Source organism: Micromonospora sp. NPDC049559 (assembly GCF_040676675.1).
GTDB lineage: Bacteria > Actinomycetota > Actinomycetes > Mycobacteriales > Micromonosporaceae > JBFAPK01.
The window spans coordinates 107337-124675 of sequence record NZ_JBFAPK010000025.1 but is presented as its reverse complement, the minus strand read 5'-3'; the positions used below and the strand labels follow the sequence as shown (position 1 = coordinate 124675).

The window sequence follows — 17339 nt, the reverse complement described above, 5'->3', positions numbered from 1 at the left end:
CATGCCGGTACCGACCCGCGCCGCGAACCAGCGGCGGCGGATACGAACGGCGATTACCGCGAGATCATATTGTCTGGGTGGGCGACGGTCCAGCCGGTAGCCTGCGCACCCCCGCCGCCCCGGCGGTTCGCGTACCGGCCCGGTTCGCGTTCCAGGGGTGGTTCGCGTTCCAGGGGCGGTTCTCGTACCGGAGCGGCTCGCGTTCGGGCGGGCGAAAGTGTCGGGGCCGATGGATAGGTTTCCTTCGTCGCCGCGTCGGCCGTAGCGCCGCCGGTCGGCGGTTTCCCCTGCCCGACGTCTCGCCGTCACGCTCATTCCCCTCGGAGGCCCGCCATGTCCCAGGAGACGACGTACCTCGAACTGTCCGAATCGGGCGGTGGGGCGCACAAGTTCTACGAGGTGACCGTCGACGGGCCGCAGCTGACCATCCGCTACGGCCGGATCGGGGACCGCGGCCAGGTCAAGAGCACGTCGTACCCCGACAACGCGCACGCCCGGCGCGAGGCGGCCAAGAAGATCGGCGAGAAGGTGCGCAAGGGCTACGCGCCGGCCGTCCAGGGGGTACGCGCGAAGCGCACCGTCTCCCGGCGGGTCATCAGCAGCTACTCCCCCGTCCCGCACCCCGTCCCCGGCACGCACGGTCACTCGGCCGTCCGGGCGGCCCGCGCCCAATACGTTCCCCCGGTCACGCACAACGCCCCCGTGCTCTGGCGCTACGACAGCGGCTCGCCCGCGTACGGGATCTTCGTGGACGGCGACCGGGCCATGGTCGGCAACGAGAGTGGCATCATCACCACGCTCACCCACGACGCCCAGGTGGTCCAGCAGTTCCGGCTGCCCGACGGGGTGAAGTGCATCGTCGCGGACGACGACTGGCTCTACGCCGGCTGCGACGACGGCAACGTCTACGACCTCTCCGGCAAGGTGCCCCGGCTGGCCTACCAGATCGCGCCGGACATCGACATCTACTGGCTGGACATCCACGACGGCGTGCTCGGCGTCTCCGACTCGGGCGGGGGCATCGCCGCGATCGACCACGAGGACGAGTTCCTCTGGCGCCGGCGCGGGCGCGGCTCCTCCGGCTGGATGGTGCGCTGCGACCATCGGGCCGTACACCACGGCCACTCGCGCGGGGTGACCAGCTACGACTGGCGTACCGGCCAGGAGCTGTGGCACCGGCCCACCGGTGCGGTGCTGTTCGGGTGGCAGGAGTCCGATGCGCTCTACGCGGGGACCACCACCCAGCAGGTGGCACGGGTCGCCAAGGACGGCCGGTCGGAGGAGATCTACCGCTGCGACGCCCCGGTCTACTCCTGCGCCACCGCCGAGGGCGGCGAGTACGTCTTCGCCGGCGACAACCGTTCCTCGATCTACTGCTTCGACGCGGCCGGCAACCGGTTGTGGAAGCTCGGTACCGGCTGCGGCTCGGCGTTCTCGATGCAGTACCACGACGAGCGCCTCTACGTGGTCACCACGGCCGGCACGCTCGCCTGCATCGACGCCAGCGAGGCGGCGATCCGCGCGGCTCAGCAGGGCGACGTGCCGGAGGTGGTGGACGTGAAGGCACCGCCCCGGATGCCGGCGGTGGCCGCCACCTCCACCCTTGAGGTGACCAGCGACACCGGCTCCGGGATCGTGGTCGAGTGCGTCGACGTGGGCGGGCGGCTGCGGGTACGGGTCGTCTCGCCCGGCTACCGGCAGGACTGGCTGGTGCAGTTCCCCAAGGGCATCCGCGAGCCGCGCGCCCGCTACCTGGTCACCGAGCTGCGCGAGGCGAGCCGGGGCGGCTTCTACCGGGCCTACGGCGACATCCGCCGCCTGCGCTGACCCGGCCGGTCTGCCCGGCTGGTCCGGCCCCGGCCGGACCCCGCGAGGCCCGACCGGGGGCATCAGGGCAGGAGCGGCCCGGCCCGGCCGGTCACAGTCGCCAGGCGGCGCGGGACCGGTACGGCCGGGTCGCGGCCAGCCACGGCTGGAGCTTGCCGGGCAGCCGGCGCAGCACCGGGGCCGCCAGCACGGCCAGCACCGCGGCCAGATAGGCGAGGTACGCGGCCTCGCCCGCACCGAGCCGGGGCGGGTCGACCAGCGGGTACCAGAGCGGGCTGATCTCGGGTACGTGCAGGCAGAGCCGTTCCAGCACCGGGTCGGCGCAGAACGGCGGCTGCACGACGTGCAGCACGCTGCTGGTGGCCCCGACCCAGAGGGAGAGCCCGAGCAGGGCGAGCGTGGCGAGGTCGGCGAGCGGTCCCGCGTGCCGGTACGTGACCGCGACCGCGAGCGCCAGCGACGCCGGAAACACCGCGATGAGGAAGAAGCGGGGTCCCCAGTAGACCCCGCCGTACCAGGCCCACCAGCTCGCGTACACGACCACCAGCCCGGCGAGGAAGAGCAGCCAGAGCAGGTACGCCCGGAAGAGGTCGACCCGGTCACGGTCGTGCAGCACGGCCAGTCGGCGCCGCACCGGCAGCAGCAGCCCGGGGACGAAGAAGACCAGCCCCTTGCTGAACGACAGCAGGATCGCCAGCACACCGAGCGGGAACGGGTACGAGAAGCCGGCCATGCCCGAGTACGGCAGGAGCGTGCGGGGCAGCGCGGTCGGCCCGCCGTGCCCGGTGACGAACGGGCCGCCGCGCCGCAGCCACGCCTCGCCCATGATCAGCGCCACGCCGGCGAGCCCGACGCCGAAATAGCGCAGCCGGCGCCGGCTGATGGTGCGTTCGGCGCTGAGCAGCCCGAGCCCGACGAAGCTCGCCGGGGTGTTGACCGCACCGATGACCACCAGCACCCACCCGGTCACCGCCCGGGAGCGGACGAGCGCGACGAGCACCCCGACCGCCACGCAGGCGGCGGTGAACATCTCGCCGTAGAAGTCGGTGACGTGCGCGGCGACCATGCTGCCGGCGGTGAGCAGCAGCAGGAACCGCCAGAGCAGGGCGCGGTCCATCCGATCCCGCAGCAGCCCGTAGATGACCGCGAGCGTGAGCGCGAAGAGCACCAGGTTGAACTGGGCGAGCCAGTCCTGCCGGCTTCCGGCCAGCTCGCCGGCGGCCCAGAACGGCCAGGCGAAGAGCGGCCCGACCATCGAGTACGAGTCGTTCGAGAGCCGCCCGTGGTCGAAGAGTTCGACGAGTTCCCGGTAGCGCGAGTGGCCGTCGCCGGAGATGTGGTGCGGCAGGACGACCGCCATGCCGACCAGGCCCAGCAGGATCAGGACCGGCTCGGGCCGTAACCACGATCGCCGGCCGAAGGCGCTCTTCATCGCCTTCGATGTTCCCGGCGCCCCGGCCGCCGCCGCGTCGGGATTTCCGGACAACTCGCACCCCGTCGTCGCCCGATTCACCGGTACGCCCACCGCACTCTCGGCACCTCCCCGACCGGACAGTTCGCGGGGCAGCCTGCGGTACCTGAACAACCGGCACAATCGGCACCGCACAGGTCATATGCGGTGAGCCGGACGGTCAGCGGAGACTCGGCCGGGTCAGCGGCGAGGCGGCGGGGTCAGCGCTGGCAGGTCGGGCACCAGTACGAGTTCCGGCCGGCGAGGTCGGCCTGCCGGACGGCGGTGCCGCAGACGTGGCAGGGCAGCGCGGCGCGGCGGTAGACGTAGACCTCTCCGCCGTGCCGGTCGACCCGGGGTGGCCGCCCCATCGCCTCCGGCAGGTGCTCGTCGCGGACCGTGTCGATCCGCCCGACCAGCACCGCCTGGCGCATCAGAAGGACCAGGTCGTCCCAGATCGCCCGCCAGCGTATCGCGCTGAGCCGCCGCCCCGGGGTCGTGGGGCGCAGCCCGGCCCGGAACAGCGCCTCGGTGACGAAGATCAGCCCGGTGCCGGCCACGACCGACTGGTCGAGCAGCAGCGCGGCCAGCGGGGTCGGGCTGCGCCGGATCCGGTCGTACGCGGCGTCTGGGTCGGCGTCGGCCCGCAGCGGGTCGGCGCCGAGCCGGTCCCGCAGCGCCTGGACCTCGGGCGGGGTCAGCAGCTCGCAGGCGGTCGGCCCGCGCAGGTCGAGCCAGTGCAGGTCGCTGGTCAACCGCAGGCGCACCTGCCCGACCGGCTCGGGCGGCGCACCGTCGCCGTCGGTGACCTTGCCGTAGAGCCCGAGGTGTACGTGCAGCGTCCGCTCCCCGGCGTAGTGGTGCAGCAGGTGCTTGCCGTACGCCTCGGTCGCCTCCAGCACCGAGCCCGAGATCAGCGCCGCACCCTCGGCGAACCGGCCCTGCGGGCTGGCGGCCAGCACCTTGTCGCCGGCGAAGAGTTCCCGGTGGCGCGCGGCCAGCCGGTGAATGGTGTGTCCCTCGGGCATGGCCGCCAGCCTATCCAGCCGCCGCAGCAGCCGTCATTATGCGGACAGTTATGCGTCTGCACACCCCTGACCTGCGGTTATGTGCCGATCGGCGGCAGCCGGGGAAAGCCTCGGAGAACCGGTAACCCCGGGCGCGGCCGGGAGGTGTTTTGGAGGTCAACGAGGCGGCGATCGGAGCCGCCCGAACCCAACCGGGGGGAATTCTCTTCGCCGTCGACTTCGAGGTGCTCACCACCCCGCGCCCCTACCCGATGACGGCCGGCGGCGGCGCCATCACGCTCTCTTCCGGCAGCGGCAACGCGCTCGACGAGGCTTCGTTCACCGCGTCGTTCCGCTCCACCAGCGGATCGCTGCGCAACTCGCGGCCCTACGTCCAGGACACCACGGCGGCGGCCAGCATCACGGCCGACCCCGCTTCTCTCACCCTCACCCGGCAGGCCGACGGCACCTTCGCCGGCCAACTCAGCACGAGCGTGCGGTACGCCGGCGACGCCGCCCACGACGACCTTCGGATCGAGGCCGTCGGCCTGCCGGCCGGGGTCCGTCTCAGCGGCACCTTCCCGGCCTCGCCCTGCTTCTTCAGCTCCTGCACCGTCCCCGGCGGCCGGTTCATGGCCGGTGAGCGGCACTTCGTCGACCTCCTGTTCACCGCCGATCCGACCACGTCCGTGGGCGACCTCGGCACCGTCCAGTTGACCGTCACCACCCACTACGGCGCCAGCGCCGTAACCGACGCCGACCCGTCCGACAACACCGTCAGCGTGGCGGTGTCCGCCGCCGAGACCCTCTGATCCACACCTCGCACGTCGCGGATCGACCGGGCCGGAGTCTTCCGACCCGGGCGATCGGTTCCGTCGACCGGGTGTTCGGTGTCGGGTGCTCCCGATCCGGGCGATGGCGATTGCGCTAACGGGCAGCCGCGGGACGCAACCTCCGGGACAGCACCACCCCGGCGAGGGCGAGCAGTCCGGTAAGGGCGAACGTGCTCAGCAGCGCGGTACGGGTGCCGCCGCCGTAGTGCCCCGCGATGGCGATGGCCGCCCCGCCAAGGCCGGCGAGCACAGCGGTAGCGAGGGTCTGCGCGAGTTGGAGGGCCGCGCTCACCTCGCCCTGGCGCACGGCGGGCGTCTGCTCCAGGGTGTCCGTGGTGGAGGCGTTGAAGGCAACGCCCATGCCGAGTCCGCCGATGGCCCAGCCGAGAACGGCGAGGTAGACCGGAACGGCCTCGGTCAGGATGGAGAGCGCGACGACCGCCACGCCGGCCAGCAGAACGGCGAACCCGAGTGCGACGCTGCGCGTACGGAGCCCCGGCCGTCTACCGTCGAGCTTCGCCTGAAGCGCGGAGCCCGCCACCCAGGCCAGCGCCCCGGCGGAGAGTCCGAGACCGGCCTCGGCGGCACTCACGCCGCGCAGCTGCCGCAAACCGAGCGGTAGGAACGCCTCGCTGCCGAAGTAGACGGCGCAGAGCAGCGCGCGGACGACCACCCCGGCCCCGATGCCCACACGAGCCGTCATGGTGCCCTCCGGAGTCGTCCAGCGCAGCGCGGGCACGGCGATGGCCAGACCGATCACGGCGAGCACGGCCAGTACGGCGACGTTGCTCAGCAGCAGGGCCTGAAGCAGCAGCCCGGTACCGACGGTGAGCAGGACCGCGCTGGCCAGCGGGCTCCTCCACCAGCGCGACGCCGCGCCGACCCCCGCGACGGCTCGGTCGGCCCGGGGCGCGCGCAGCCGCCGCAGCCCGGGAAGGGTCATGCCGCCGGCGGCCACCACCAGCGGCAGCATGAGCACGAAAACCGCACGCCAGCTGGCGTGGTCGGCGAGGACGCCCGCGATGAGCGGGCCGACGAGTGACGGAATGGTCCAGGCGGAGGAGAGCAGGGCGAACATCCGGGCGCGCAGGTGCTCGGGGTAGGCGAGCCCGATCATCGCGTAGGCCGTCGCCATGACCGCGCCTACGCCGAGACCCTGCACGAACCGTCCCGCCAGAAACAGCGGCCACGATCCGGCCGCGCCCGCGAGCACGCAGCCGACCGCGAAGACCAGCAGCCCCACCGCCATCGGCCGCCATGGACCGTCGCGGTCCGCGGACCGCCCCGCGATCACCGTACCGACGATGTTGGCCAGCATCAGCGCGGAGAGGCCCCAACCGTACGCGCCCAGGCCGTCGAGCTTCTCGGCGATGCCGGGCAGGACGGTCGCCACACCGAGCGACTCGAAGGCGACCGTCCCGACCGAAAGGATCACACCGAGCGTGAGCGAACGATAGGGCCGGTCGAGAACGCTCTCCGTCGACGCCCGTCGCGCGTCCGCCGACGACGCGGACGGCTCACCCCCGGTCAGCGTCACCCTGTCGACGTGCTCGGCCATGCGCCACCTCCACACACAATTTCGTTCCGTTCCGGCACGGAATGAATCGAGCATACCTATAGTGGTGGCATGGAGGACACCCCTACGGGCGCGGCGGCCGAGGAGCGATCGGCGTCACAGCAACGCCCCGGGCGGCCCCGGGACGTACGCATCGACGTGGTGGTCCCGCGAGTCGTGCTGGAGATCCTCAACGAGACGGGCTACGGGAAGCTCACGCTGGAGGGGGTGGCCGCCAGGGCCGGCACGAGCAAGCCGGCGCTGCGCCGGCGCTGGCGGTCCCGGCAGCATCTCGTGGTCGACGCCCTGGCCGCCGTCGTCGGCACCACGCCGACGCCGGACACCGGTTGCACGCGCTGCGACCTCGTCGCCGGGATCGGCACCCTCACCCAGGCCTTCACCACCACGGTGGGACGGCGCGCGCTGCCGGCCCTGGTCGCAGACCTCGCCGGCGACCCGGAACTGGAGGCCGCGTTTCTCGACCGGTTCTTCCACCCCCGTCGGGCGTCGACCGCCGAGGCCCTGCGGCGCGGCATCCGTCGTGGGGACATCCGTCCCGACGTCGACCTCGACCTGCTGCTGGACATGCTGGCCGCGACCATCTACTACCGGGTGTTGTTCGGACACCTGCCGGTCACGCCCACGCTCGCCGAAGACGTGGTCGACGTCGTCCTCATGGGCGTGGCCACCGAGCAGCTGAGCGGCTGCCGCCAGAACGCGCACGCCAACTGATCTTGTCCATCCCCGGACGCCGATCCCGGTCCGCCCCCGAGGCGCCCACGTGCCGGCGCCGCGCTGGACGTCGGTCAAGCGGCGCAGCGCGGAAATGGAGCGGCTCGGTCAGCCGAGGCTGTCAATCTTCAGGCCGGCGAGAAAGGCGGTCCAGCGCGCCGGGCTGAAGAACAGCACCGGGCCGGCCACGTCCTTGCAGCCCCTCGCAGTACACGAGCGTAGGTTCCGGCGGTCGGTCCGGTAGCACCTGGGGAAACTCCATGATGGTGAACGGGCCGTTCGCCGCCGCGGCTGGGTGCAAGCCATCGGTGACCTGGAGCACCCTGATGGAGACCTTCGGCAGGTGACTCGCCGCTTCAATCTGTCGCAACTGCTCGACCATCGCGACCGCGCTCAGGACGCCGCGATGCAGCACCATCTCATCCACCACGAACTCGACTCTCGGAGCCGCCGGCCGGCTCCTGGCGAGCAGCGCCTGCCGGGCCAGGCGAGCCTCAACGCGCCGCTCCCGCTTGACCGAGCTTCGATTCGGTCGGCAGATCCGGAACACCTCGTCGGCATACTCTCGGGCCTGCAACAGGCCAGGAACCAGGTGCGACTCGTAGCCACGCAGCCGGAGCGCCGACGCCTCCAACTCGGCGTAAAGCTCGAACCATTCTGGAATCGCGTCGAGGTAGGAGTGCCACCAGCCCTGGGCCCGGGTCGCCCGGGCGAGCCCCACCAGCGCCTCGGTCAGCTCTCCCGGCGCGCCGTAGACCTCGCACATCGCCAGCACGTCCGGAGTGCGCGTCGAAGTCGTACCCCGCTCGATCCGCCAGATCTTCGGCATCAACCAGCGCAGTTCCTCGGCGGCGGCCTTCACCGTGATCCGCGCGTCCTTGCGCAGTCGGTGCAGGCGCCGCCCGAGTTGCCGTCGCGGAACCGTGGAACCGGCATCCGTGGTCACCGTGCACTCCCTCGCTCAACGTGGCCGCCACCGTCGAAGGGCTTCCACATTGGATATCAGCGCTGGTCAGGGCAGTGCAATCGCTCATCCGAAATGACATACGGCGCCGGAACGTGCCAAGCGTCCGGCTCCACACCAAATTCGATGTGATCACAATTTATTTGATGTGGAGCCGAAACAACGCATCACTTCCCGGCGGCGTCACGCGGCGCCGGCCGGCGCGCGAAGGCCGGCAGGGGCTCCCGACGCTCCAGCCACGGCGCCGGAACACCACCCGGCCCGGTGCCGGTGTACGTCGCGACGATCCCGCCGACGATCGCGGCCGTGGTGTCGACGTCTCCCCCGGCCTCGACGCAGGCGAGGATGGCCGACGGGTAGTCGTCGAGGTGGGTCGCGGCGACCCAGAGCGCGAACGGCACCGTGTCCGGCGCGATCACCTGGGACCCGTTTCCCAGCTCGTACGCGGCCTCCGCCACGCCCACCCCGAGTAGCCGGCGCGCCCGCCCGATTTCGGTCCTGACCCGGCTATCGGTCAGGTAGCCGAGGACCGCGTCGAGAAGCTCGGTCCCCTCGGGCCGGTGCCGGACCCTGCGGGCCCAGCCCGCCTCGGCGGCGGCGACCGCCACGGCGACCCCGCCGAGGATGCCCTCGGCGTGCGCGTGGGTGACCTCGGCCGACCGCATCGCCTCCAGGGCGGCCGTCCGGGAGTCGCCGGCGTGGAACGCGCCGAGCGGCGCGACCCGCATCGCCGCCCCGTTTCCCATCGACCCGCGACCGTCGAAGGCGGCCTTGGCGATCTCCCGCCAGTCGCCGCCGGCGCGGATCTGCCGCAGGATCACGACGGCACCGCCGCCGTACCCCCGGTACGGTTCGAACCGCTCGGCGAACCCGGCGGCGAGTCGGTCCTGGTCGAGGCCCCGGTCGTCGTTCAGCTCGGCGACGATCGAGCAGGCCATCTCGGTGTCGTCGGTCCACGGCCAGAGGCCCTCGGGCAGCCGTCCGGCGCGGAGATCCGCCAGCGACGTGCCCGGTACGAAGAACTGGGCGCCCAGCGCGTCGCCCACGGACAGCCCGTCCAAGCTGTCGTAACAGAGTTCCCATGACGTCATGCCACGCCACATCCTGCCACGGAACGGCCACGAAACGGCCACGGGAGCCGGGGCGACAACGGGCGGGCCGGCGGGGAGAATGATCCGACCATGCGACCGACGGCCGACGACAACGCGCGGACGGTTCGACCCGGTACCCGGTCCCGCTGGCGGCGGGGTTGGCCGCTCGCGGTGGTCGCCGGGCTCGTCGCCGGCCTCCTGGCCTTCCCTTCCGCCGTGCCCAACGCGGGTCCGCGACTGGGCAGCCTGGTGGAGACGTTCCTCCCCTGGCTCGGGCTGGTGATCCCGGTGCTGCTGGGGCTGGCGCTGCTGCGCCGCTCGCTTCCCGCCCTGCTCGCGACCCTGCTGCCGGCGGCCGTCTGGGTCGGACTGATCGCCCCCGCGCCGGCGGCGGACCGCGAGACGCCCGGCACCGGGCTGACCGCGGTGCAGCACAACGTCAGCGACGAGAACCCGGACCCGGCGGGCACCGGGAAGGCCCTGTTGGCGGTACGCCCCGACCTCGTCGCGCTGGTGGAGGTGACCCCGGCCGCGCTGCCGGCGTACCTGGCGGCGCTGGCGCCCGAGCTTCCGCACCACGCGGTGCAGGGCACGGTCGGGCTCTGGTCGCGGTACCCGCTCGCGGACGCCCGGCCGCTCGACATCAAGCCGTCCGGCCTCGCGGCGGACTGGCGCCGCGCGCTCCGGGCCACCGCGCGGACCCCGTACGGCGAGATCGCGGTGTACGTGGCGCACCTGCCCTCGGTACGCCTCGGCGTCTCGACCGGATTCGGCACCGCGCGGCGGGACGAGAGCGCGGCCCGGCTCGGTGCCGCGATCCGCGCCGAGCGGCTGGAAACGGTGCTCCTACTCGGCGACCTGAACAGCACGCTGGACGACCGTGGTCTCGATCCGGTGGGCTCGCAGCTGACCTCGCCGCGTACCCGCCTCCCCTTCAGCTGGCCGGCCGGTTTCCCGGTGGCCCGGGTCGACCAGGTCATGGCCCGCTCGGCGACGGTGGCCCGGGTCCGGGCCCTGCCGGCGACCGGCAGCGACCACCTGCCGATCACCGCACGCGTCCACCTTCCGGACGGCTGAGGGCACGAGACTGTCGTACCCCGGCGTTAGCCTCGGCCGGCCGAGTCGCCGGCTGGCGGGGCCGGTGGCTCGGCGACAACCAAACGACAGGGCGACAACCAAACGACGGGGCGACAGCGGCAACGGCTCGGCAACAGCCACCAACGACACGGCGACAGCAGCAACGGGCACGGCGGGGAGGCGGCGGGTGCGGGCAGCGGAGGTGGTGTCGCTCGGGCGCAGTGGCCTGCCGGTGAGCCGGCTCGGGCTGGGTCTCGCCTCGCTCGGCGGGATGTACGCCCCGGTCGCCACCGCGCGGGCCGTCGCCACCGTCGACGCCGCCTGGGAGCACGGCGTACGCCTCTACGACACCGCACCCGTCTACGGCTACGGGCGCAGCGAATCGGTCGCCGGGTTGGCGCTGCGTCCCCGGCCGCGCGACGAGTACGTGCTCTGCACCAAGGTCGGCCGCCTCATCGAGCCGGGCGGCCCGGACACGCAGACGATCTGGGCGGACCCGCCGCCCGGGCTCGGTCCCCGGCTCGACTACTCCTACCCGGCGGTGCTCCGCTCGGTCGAGGAGAGCCTGGAGCGGCTCGGCCTGGACCGGGTCGACGTGCTGCACGTGCACGATCCGGACGAGGACTACCCGACGGCGCTCGGCGAGGCGTACCGCGCCCTGGCCGAGCTGCGCGCGGCCGGCGTCGTGCGGGCGGTCTCGATCGGGGTGAACCACGCCGACGTGGCCGCCCGGTTCCTCCGCGAGGCGCCCGCGCCCGGCCCCGACTGCGTGCTACTGGCCGGGCGGTACACGCTGCTCGACCAGTCCGGCCTGGCCGAACTGCTGCCGTTGGCGCTGGCACGGAACGTGGCGGTGCTGGCCGCGGGCGTCTTCCAGTCGGGCCTGCTCGCCGATCCGCGTCCCGGCGCGGCGTACGGCTACGCCGAGGTGCCGACCGCGCTGCTGGACCGGATCGCCGCGCTGCGCGCCGTCTGCGCCCGGTACGCGGTTCCCCCGCTCGCCGCCGCGCTCCAGTTTCCGCTCGGGCATCCGGCCGTCGCGACCGTGCTGGTCGGCGCCCGCGCGCCGGAGGAGGTCACCGAGAACGCGCGGCTGCTCGACCACCCGGTCCCGCCGGCGCTCTGGCGGGACCTGAAGTCGTTGCGGCTGCTCCCCGAGAACGCGCCGACGCCGGAGTAGCGTCGCCCGCGCCGTACCGGGCCGAACGCGACGGCCGATTGTCGCCAGACGCGAGGGTCGCAACTGACCAGCATTGTCGGCATGACTCAGGCACTCGATGGAAAAGTAGCGCTGGTGACGGGCGGCAGCCGGGGCATCGGCGCGGCCGTGGCACTGCGCCTGGCCGAGGAGGGCGCCGACGTGGCGCTCACCTACCAGCGGAACGCCGAGCGGGCGGCGGACGTGGTCGACCAGATCAAGGGGATCGGCCGCCGGGCCCTGGCGGTACGGGCCGACAACGCCGACCCGGCGGAGGTGACCGGGGCGGTGGACCGGACCGCCGCCGAGTTCGGGCGGCTCGACATCCTGGTCAACAACGCGGGTGTGTTCCTGGTGGCACCCGTGGACGAGTTCGGGCTGGCCGAGTTCGAGCGGACGCTGGCGGTGAACGTACGGGCGCCGTTCGTCGCCGCGCAGGCGGCGGCCCGGTACATGACCGACGGCGGGCGGATCATCAACATCGGCAGCAACGTGGCCGAGCGTGCGCCCTTCCCGGGCCTCGCCGCCTACTCGATGAGCAAGACGGCGTTGATCGGTCTGACCAAGGGCCTCGGCCGGGACCTGGGCCCGCGCGGCATCACCACCAACCTGGTCAACCCGGGTCCGACCGACACGGACGCGAACCCGGCCGACGGCCCGAACTCGGCCGCCATCGCCGGGCTCACCGCGCTGAACCGGTACGCCGCGCCCGCCGAGATCGCCTCGGCGGTCGCCTTCCTCGCGGGGAACGGCGGCCGGTACGTCACCGGCGCCACGATCGACGTGGACGGCGGCTTCAGCATCTGATCCGGGTACCGATCCCGGGGTGACGTGCGGCCGGGCCCGTCGCCCCGTCGCCCGGGAGCGGTCAGACCGGCCAACCGTGCTGGTAGCGGGCGGCGAACTCCTCGACGGCGGCGTCCGCGCCGGCCCGGTCGCCGGTGGCGAGCAGGTCGAGCAGGAGACCGCGGATGACCGCCAGGCCGAGCCGGGCGTGCACGCGCGCGACGTCGGCCGGCACCCCGTCACAGGCGGCCAGTTCGACGGTACGGTCCAGCCACTCGTCCACGATCCCGTCCAGCAGCGGGACCGCGCCCGGATACCCCTGCAGCGCCTGCCCGTAGAGCTCGAAGAACAACCGCTCGTACGGCCAGAGGGCCGGGTCGGCCAGCCTCTGCCACATACCCCGGATCGCGTCCGCGGGCGAGTCGCCGGGTCGCAGGTCCAGCGTGGCCAGTGCCTCCCGCTGGCGCGCCTCGACGGCGCGGACCACCGCGACGAGCAGCCCTTCCTTCGATCCGAAGTGGTAGATCAGCATCCGGTGGCTGGTGTCGGTAGCCGCCGCGAGCCGGCGCAGGGTCAGCCCGCCGACCCCGTGCTCGGCGACGAAGTCGATCGCGGCGGAGAGCAGTCGCTCGCGGGTCGCCGTCGCCGGGGCGGCGGCACCGTCGCGCTCTCGTTCGTGCAGACTCATGTACCGTACGGTACATGTACCAGTTGGTACATTGACGGGAGGTGCGAAATGGCACGCCAACACATCGACGTACGGGTCAGGAGCAAGGCCAGCCCAACCACGATCTACGGGTACCTGGTGGACGGCGAGAGCTGGCCCCGGTGGTCGCCGATCGGCTCGTTCACGTTGCAGCAGCCCGGGCCCACGGAACGGGAGGGGGTCGGTGCGATCCGGATCTTCCGTACCGGCCGGGTGACCAGCTGCGAGCGGGTAATCGAACGGGTGCCCGACCGCCGCTTCAGCTACGAACTCCTCTCCGGGCTGCCCCTGCGCGGCTACCGCGCCGACGTCGACCTCACCCCGACCCCGGACGGTACGGAGATCCGCTGGCACTCGTCCTTCGACGCCAAGGTGCCCGGCACCGGCTGGTTCTACCGGCGGGTGCTCACCAGGTTCATCCGGCACACCGCCGAGGGGCTGGCCGCCCGGGGCGACGCCTCGGCGGTCCCGAGCTGACCGGAGCGCCGATACGCGGCCGGGTCGAGGTGGTACAAAAGGCGGCATAGGAGGTCGAATTTGTGACGACCAGTAGGGTGCCGCGGATCCTCCGCATGCTGGGCGACCCCGAGCCCCCTACCTTCCTCGAACTCTTCTTCGACCTCGTCTTCGTCTTCACCTTCGCCCGGCTGTCCCAGCAGCTGATGGAGCGCCTCGACTGGGGCGGGGCCATCCAGACCGCCCTGCTGCTGCTCACCACGTGGTGGATCTGGGAGCTGACGGTCTGGGTCACCGACCTGTTCGACCCACGCCTGCCGGAGATCCAGATCCTGGTGATCCTCCTGATGTTCGGCAGCCTGCTGCTGGCCGTGGCGATACCGACCGCGTTCGGCGAGCACTCGATGCTCTTCGTCGGCACGTACCTCGGCGTGATCCTGACCCGGTCGAGCTTCCTGATCATCGGTCAGCGCGGCCATCCGAGCCAGGCCCGCAGCGTACGGGTGCTCTTCTGGGTCGGCCTGAGCGCCGGCCCCTGGATCGCCGGCGGGCTCGTTCCGGACAACCGGATCAGGATGGGGCTCTGGGCGCTGGCGATCGGGCTGGACTACCTGGCGGCCCGGATCGGCTGGCCGACGCCCGGTCTCGGCCGGACCAGCCTGGAAAACCGGATCTTCACGGGTCCGCATGTCTCCGAGCGGCACCGGCAGATCTTCTGCATCGCGCTCGGCGAGTCGATCCTGAGCATGGGGCTCGCCCTCACCGCCAGCGGCTTCACCATCGCCCGGTGGGTCGCGCTCGTGGCCGCGTTCCTCAACGTCGTACTGCTCTTCCTGATCTACTCCAACCAGGCGCGCAAGCTGCTCTCCCCGGAGGGGCTCTGGTCCAACGAGCGCGTCGGCCCCGGCATCGTCAGCGCCTATTCGCATCTGCTGCTGGTCGCCGGCGTGGTGATGATCTCGGTTAGCGTGGACGCGATCGTGCACCACCCCTTCACCCAGGCGTCCACCGCCATGACCGTCGTGATCGTCGGCGGACCGGCGCTCTTCCTGTTCGGCACCTTCCTCTTCGAGTACGCCGTGACGCGCCGGCCGCTCTACTCACGGCTGGCCGCCATCGCGATCCTGGCCGTGCTCGGGTACATGCTGTCGCCCCTGCCCGAGCTGGCGATGATCATCGCGGCGGACCTGGTGCTCGCCGCGACCCTGGTCGTCGACACCAGCACCCGCCGGTCGCCCGCCAGTGGACAACCCGCCGCCGCCCACTGAGCGGTGCGACGGGGGCCGGCTACCGCATTCCGGCCGGCGGGGGGTTCGTCGGCGGGCGGGGCGGGAAGGTCCGCAGCTGGGTGGTGAGCAGGTTCGAGGTGGCGATGAGGAAGAGGACCGCCATCGCGAGGAGAGCGACCACCAGCGGCGGTACGAGCCCCGTCGCCGGCACCACGAGGCCGAGCAGGAACAGCCCGACCATCCGGGACCAGGAGACCCGGCTGAACACGGTGTAGTCGAGCAGGCCACGGCCCAGGAGGAAGAGGGCAGGTCCGCCGAGGATGACGGCGACCCAGGACGGCGGCGTGTCGCCGCGCGGGCGCGCTATGACGAGTTCGCTCGTCACCGCCGTGACCATGACGCCGGTAACCATGATCAAGTGAGTGACGGCGGCGAACTGGATCAGCCGCGACGGGTCGGGAGCGGCGGCGATGGCCTTGGTCAGCAGCTCGCCGGCCCGGTAGATGTAGATCCGCCACATCAGCACGACCGTGACGAAGACGATCACGAAGGCGCCGATCCGGTTCGCGGTGAAGCCGCCCGCGCTGAAGGCGGATCCGATCAGGAAGATGCTCACCCCGAGCGCGATGATCACGAATTGTCGGTACCGCTCGGAGACCCGCTCGCCGACCAGCCGCCACTCCCCCGAGTGGGACCGCCCGATCCCGGGCACGGGCCAGCCGAGCGTCGCCGCCAGGTACTCCGCCCCGATCGCCACCGCCCAGAGGATCTCCCGGGTCCCGTCCGTCACGAACGCGCCGGCGACCCAGGCCGGCGTGGAGACGCAGACCCAGAACAGGATCCGCCGGCTCCTCGTCCGCAGCGTCGGTCGCCGCAGCACCAACAGGTAGTAGACCGAGGAGCCGAGCTGCACGGAGAGGTACGCGACCACGAACAGCAGGCCGTGCCGGCCGTACGCCTTCGGCACCGCCGCCGCCATCACCAGGCTCGCGAACATCACCGCGATGACCTGCGCCTGCACGAGGGGGCGGTTGACGTCGAACGTGTCGGCGGTCCAGGCGGTCAGGGCCCAGATCAGTGAGAAGGCCAGGAAGAGGATCAGGGTCTGGCCCGCCACCGGCCAGGTGATGTCGTCCGCGAGCTTCCTGGTCAGCGCGATGAGCGCGAGGACGTAGACCAGGTCGAAGAAGAGTTCCAGGAACGCCGGCCGCGCCGGTTGTTCGCTCCCCTCCGCCAGCCCGACGTCGTTGCTCGCTACCACCGGTATGCCCAATCCGCCCGGATCGTTCCGTCGGAGCAGTCGTACCACGGATGCGCCGCCCATCGCGTCGATCTCGGCAACCGGCGCGACCCCGCCGAGGCGGCCTCCGGCGCTGCGGGCGGGGTGTGGGGATCGGGACATCAGGGTACTCCGATGGCGATACGCCGCGTAGGCGCCGAGTGACGAGGCACCCGCGCAGTCAACAGGAGGTGTGTTGTGGTCAGGATTCCTTCGCTCTCGCGCCGGGCCGAGACGGTGCCGACGCGGGAGGAGAGCCGGGACGGCCGGGTCGACGAACGCGACCCGGCGTCCACCGAGACCATCCCGGTCCGCGAGGGACGCGTGACCGATCCCGAACGAGACGCGGACGGCTCGGCGTACCGCAGCCGGCACGCGAACGCCGCTCCCGCACCGGAAGAGACGACCCGGGCCAGCGCGCCGGTGGCGACCGCCCCGGCGGCCACCACGGAACGGCCGGTCGCGGACGGTACCGAGGTGACGACCGACCTGCGCCGGGACCGGCCCGGCGAGGTGGACCGGGAGCCGCCCGCGACCGTACCGGCCGGACCCCGCCCCCGGACCAGCCTGCTCGCCACCCTCGGCCTGATCTTCGGGGTCTCCGGCGCGCTCTTCGTGCTCACCGGCGCCCTCGCCGGGTACGGCATCGCGCTCGGCGCCGTGGCCGTGCTGCTCTCGGCGGGCGGGATGTCGGCAACCGGCCGGCGGCACGTCGCCGGCAAGGCCGACGCCATGATCGGCCTGCTGCTCGGCCTCGGCGCGATCGTCGTGGGCGTGCTCGCCCTCACCGGTCAGACCGACTGGCCGAACACGGACACGGACGCGGTGAGCCGGTTCCGGGAGTGGCTTGATTCACAGTTTGTGGACCGTTTCTGACGGGCAAATGTGATCGCGGAGCGGTGGTTCACCGCTCTGGTTAGCTCACCCGGGGTGGTGCACCCCAGAGCAGACGCAGTTCTTGGGGGCGGCGCGCCGACGCCGCCCCCAACGCAACACCTCACCCTGGTGACCCTGCGCGGGCGGCGGTTTCGCCGCACCCGAACCCTCCAGGAACGCAACACCTCACCCTGGTGACCCTGCGCGGGCGGCGGTTTCGCCGCACCCGAACCCTCCAGGAACGCAACACCTCACCCTGGTGACCCTGCGCGG

General features: G+C 72.2%; 16 protein-coding genes and 1 pseudogene. 9 read left to right on the top strand and 8 right to left on the bottom strand.

Translation table 11 applies throughout. The features are described 5' to 3' along the window. Positions 1–333 precede the first annotated feature (333 nt). On the top strand, positions 334–1827 hold the full coding sequence (locus tag AB0J86_RS24915) for a WGR domain-containing protein (RefSeq protein ID WP_363860007.1): 1494 nt from the start codon (positions 334–336) through the stop codon (positions 1825–1827). Between the two features lie 91 nt (positions 1828–1918). Here AB0J86_RS24915 and AB0J86_RS24910 read toward each other — a convergent pair whose 3' ends face one another. Together AB0J86_RS24910 and AB0J86_RS24905 are read right to left on the bottom strand one after the other, a co-directional pair. Next, complete coding sequence (locus AB0J86_RS24910) at positions 1919–3259, bottom strand: hypothetical protein (RefSeq protein WP_363860006.1); 1341 nt, start codon at positions 3257–3259, stop codon at positions 1919–1921. Between the two features lie 239 nt (positions 3260–3498). Continuing rightward, positions 3499–4305 (bottom strand): DNA-formamidopyrimidine glycosylase family protein, encoded by an 807-nt coding sequence (locus AB0J86_RS24905; protein WP_363860005.1) that lies wholly within the window; start codon positions 4303–4305, stop codon positions 3499–3501. 149 nt (positions 4306–4454) lie between these two features. Between AB0J86_RS24905 and AB0J86_RS24900 the strand changes: the two genes are divergently transcribed. Further along, a complete protein-coding gene (locus AB0J86_RS24900) occupies positions 4455–5096 on the top strand; it encodes a hypothetical protein (RefSeq protein ID WP_363860004.1) in 642 nt (213 codons plus the stop codon). A 115-nt stretch (positions 5097–5211) separates the two neighbouring features. Here AB0J86_RS24900 and AB0J86_RS24895 read toward each other — a convergent pair whose 3' ends face one another. After that, complete coding sequence (locus AB0J86_RS24895; protein WP_363860003.1) at positions 5212–6675, bottom strand: MFS transporter; 1464 nt, start codon at positions 6673–6675, stop codon at positions 5212–5214. A gap of 69 nt (positions 6676–6744) precedes the next feature. Between AB0J86_RS24895 and AB0J86_RS24890 the strand changes: the two genes are divergently transcribed. Continuing rightward, entirely contained in the window at positions 6745–7404 is a 660-nt protein-coding gene (locus AB0J86_RS24890) for a TetR/AcrR family transcriptional regulator (protein ID WP_363860002.1), read from the top strand. Between the two features lie 108 nt (positions 7405–7512). Here the strand turns inward: AB0J86_RS24890 and AB0J86_RS24885 are convergent, their stop codons facing one another. The 3 genes and pseudogenes from AB0J86_RS24885 to AB0J86_RS24875 form a co-directional block, all read right to left on the bottom strand. Further along, on the bottom strand, positions 7513–7581 hold the full coding sequence (locus AB0J86_RS24885) for a DUF397 domain-containing protein (protein ID WP_363860020.1): 69 nt from the start codon (positions 7579–7581) through the stop codon (positions 7513–7515). A gap of 25 nt (positions 7582–7606) precedes the next feature. Then, positions 7607–8350, bottom strand: a pseudogene (locus AB0J86_RS24880) (helix-turn-helix transcriptional regulator); the annotation flags it as partial. A 185-nt stretch (positions 8351–8535) separates the two neighbouring features. Then, entirely contained in the window at positions 8536–9459 is a 924-nt protein-coding gene (locus AB0J86_RS24875) for an ADP-ribosylglycohydrolase family protein (RefSeq protein ID WP_363860001.1), read from the bottom strand. A 90-nt stretch (positions 9460–9549) separates the two neighbouring features. Between AB0J86_RS24875 and AB0J86_RS24870 the strand changes: the two genes are divergently transcribed. From AB0J86_RS24870 to AB0J86_RS24860, 3 genes are all read left to right on the top strand, one after another. Continuing rightward, positions 9550–10536, top strand: a complete 987-nt coding sequence (locus AB0J86_RS24870; RefSeq protein WP_363860000.1) for an endonuclease/exonuclease/phosphatase family protein — start codon at positions 9550–9552, stop codon at positions 10534–10536. A 187-nt stretch (positions 10537–10723) separates the two neighbouring features. Beyond that, entirely contained in the window at positions 10724–11716 is a 993-nt protein-coding gene (locus AB0J86_RS24865; protein ID WP_363859999.1) for an aldo/keto reductase, read from the top strand. 81 nt (positions 11717–11797) lie between these two features. Next, entirely contained in the window at positions 11798–12541 is a 744-nt protein-coding gene (locus AB0J86_RS24860; RefSeq protein ID WP_363859998.1) for a 3-oxoacyl-ACP reductase family protein, read from the top strand. A 61-nt stretch (positions 12542–12602) separates the two neighbouring features. Here AB0J86_RS24860 and AB0J86_RS24855 read toward each other — a convergent pair whose 3' ends face one another. Further along, the gene (locus tag AB0J86_RS24855; protein WP_363859997.1) at positions 12603–13208 is read right to left on the bottom strand and encodes a TetR/AcrR family transcriptional regulator; all 606 of its coding nucleotides are present in this window, start codon (positions 13206–13208) and stop codon (positions 12603–12605) included. 48 nt (positions 13209–13256) lie between these two features. Here AB0J86_RS24855 and AB0J86_RS24850 point away from each other — a divergent pair, with 48 nt between their 5' ends. Continuing rightward, on the top strand, positions 13257–13703 hold the full coding sequence (locus tag AB0J86_RS24850; protein ID WP_363859996.1) for an SRPBCC family protein: 447 nt from the start codon (positions 13257–13259) through the stop codon (positions 13701–13703). Positions 13704–13765: 62 nt separating this feature from the next. After that, a complete protein-coding gene (locus tag AB0J86_RS24845; protein ID WP_363859995.1) occupies positions 13766–14950 on the top strand; it encodes a low temperature requirement protein A in 1185 nt (394 codons plus the stop codon). Between the two features lie 19 nt (positions 14951–14969). Here the strand turns inward: AB0J86_RS24845 and AB0J86_RS24840 are convergent, their stop codons facing one another. Further along, positions 14970–16313 carry a low temperature requirement protein A gene (locus AB0J86_RS24840; protein WP_363859994.1) on the bottom strand — a complete coding sequence of 448 codons (1344 nt, stop codon included), beginning with the start codon at positions 16311–16313 and terminating at the stop codon, positions 14970–14972. 75 nt (positions 16314–16388) lie between these two features. On the opposite strand from AB0J86_RS24840, the gene AB0J86_RS24835 reads away from it, so the two are divergent. Next, positions 16389–17066: a DUF308 domain-containing protein gene (locus AB0J86_RS24835; protein ID WP_363859993.1), complete on the top strand. Its 678-nt coding sequence runs from the start codon at positions 16389–16391 to the stop codon at positions 17064–17066. Positions 17067–17339 lie beyond the last annotated feature (273 nt).

What these genes read in the sequence shown, in the direction of transcription:
- AB0J86_RS24915 (WP_363860007.1), top strand. Translation starts at nt 334, where the DNA reads ATGTCCCAGGAGACGACGTACCTCGAACTGTCCGAATCGGGCGGTGGG.
- AB0J86_RS24910 (WP_363860006.1), bottom strand. Translation starts at nt 3,259, where the DNA reads ATGAAGAGCGCCTTCGGCCGGCGATCGTGGTTACGGCCCGAGCCGGTC.
- AB0J86_RS24905 (WP_363860005.1), bottom strand. Translation starts at nt 4,305, where the DNA reads ATGCCCGAGGGACACACCATTCACCGGCTGGCCGCGCGCCACCGGGAA.
- AB0J86_RS24895 (WP_363860003.1), bottom strand. Translation starts at nt 6,675, where the DNA reads ATGGCCGAGCACGTCGACAGGGTGACGCTGACCGGGGGTGAGCCGTCC.
- AB0J86_RS24890 (WP_363860002.1), top strand. Translation starts at nt 6,745, where the DNA reads ATGGAGGACACCCCTACGGGCGCGGCGGCCGAGGAGCGATCGGCGTCA.
- AB0J86_RS24875 (WP_363860001.1), bottom strand. Translation starts at nt 9,459, where the DNA reads ATGACGTCATGGGAACTCTGTTACGACAGCTTGGACGGGCTGTCCGTG.
- AB0J86_RS24870 (WP_363860000.1), top strand. Translation starts at nt 9,550, where the DNA reads ATGCGACCGACGGCCGACGACAACGCGCGGACGGTTCGACCCGGTACC.
- AB0J86_RS24860 (WP_363859998.1), top strand. Translation starts at nt 11,798, where the DNA reads ATGACTCAGGCACTCGATGGAAAAGTAGCGCTGGTGACGGGCGGCAGC.
- AB0J86_RS24855 (WP_363859997.1), bottom strand. Translation starts at nt 13,208, where the DNA reads ATGAGTCTGCACGAACGAGAGCGCGACGGTGCCGCCGCCCCGGCGACG.
- AB0J86_RS24850 (WP_363859996.1), top strand. Translation starts at nt 13,257, where the DNA reads ATGGCACGCCAACACATCGACGTACGGGTCAGGAGCAAGGCCAGCCCA.
- AB0J86_RS24840 (WP_363859994.1), bottom strand. Translation starts at nt 16,313, where the DNA reads ATGTCCCGATCCCCACACCCCGCCCGCAGCGCCGGAGGCCGCCTCGGC.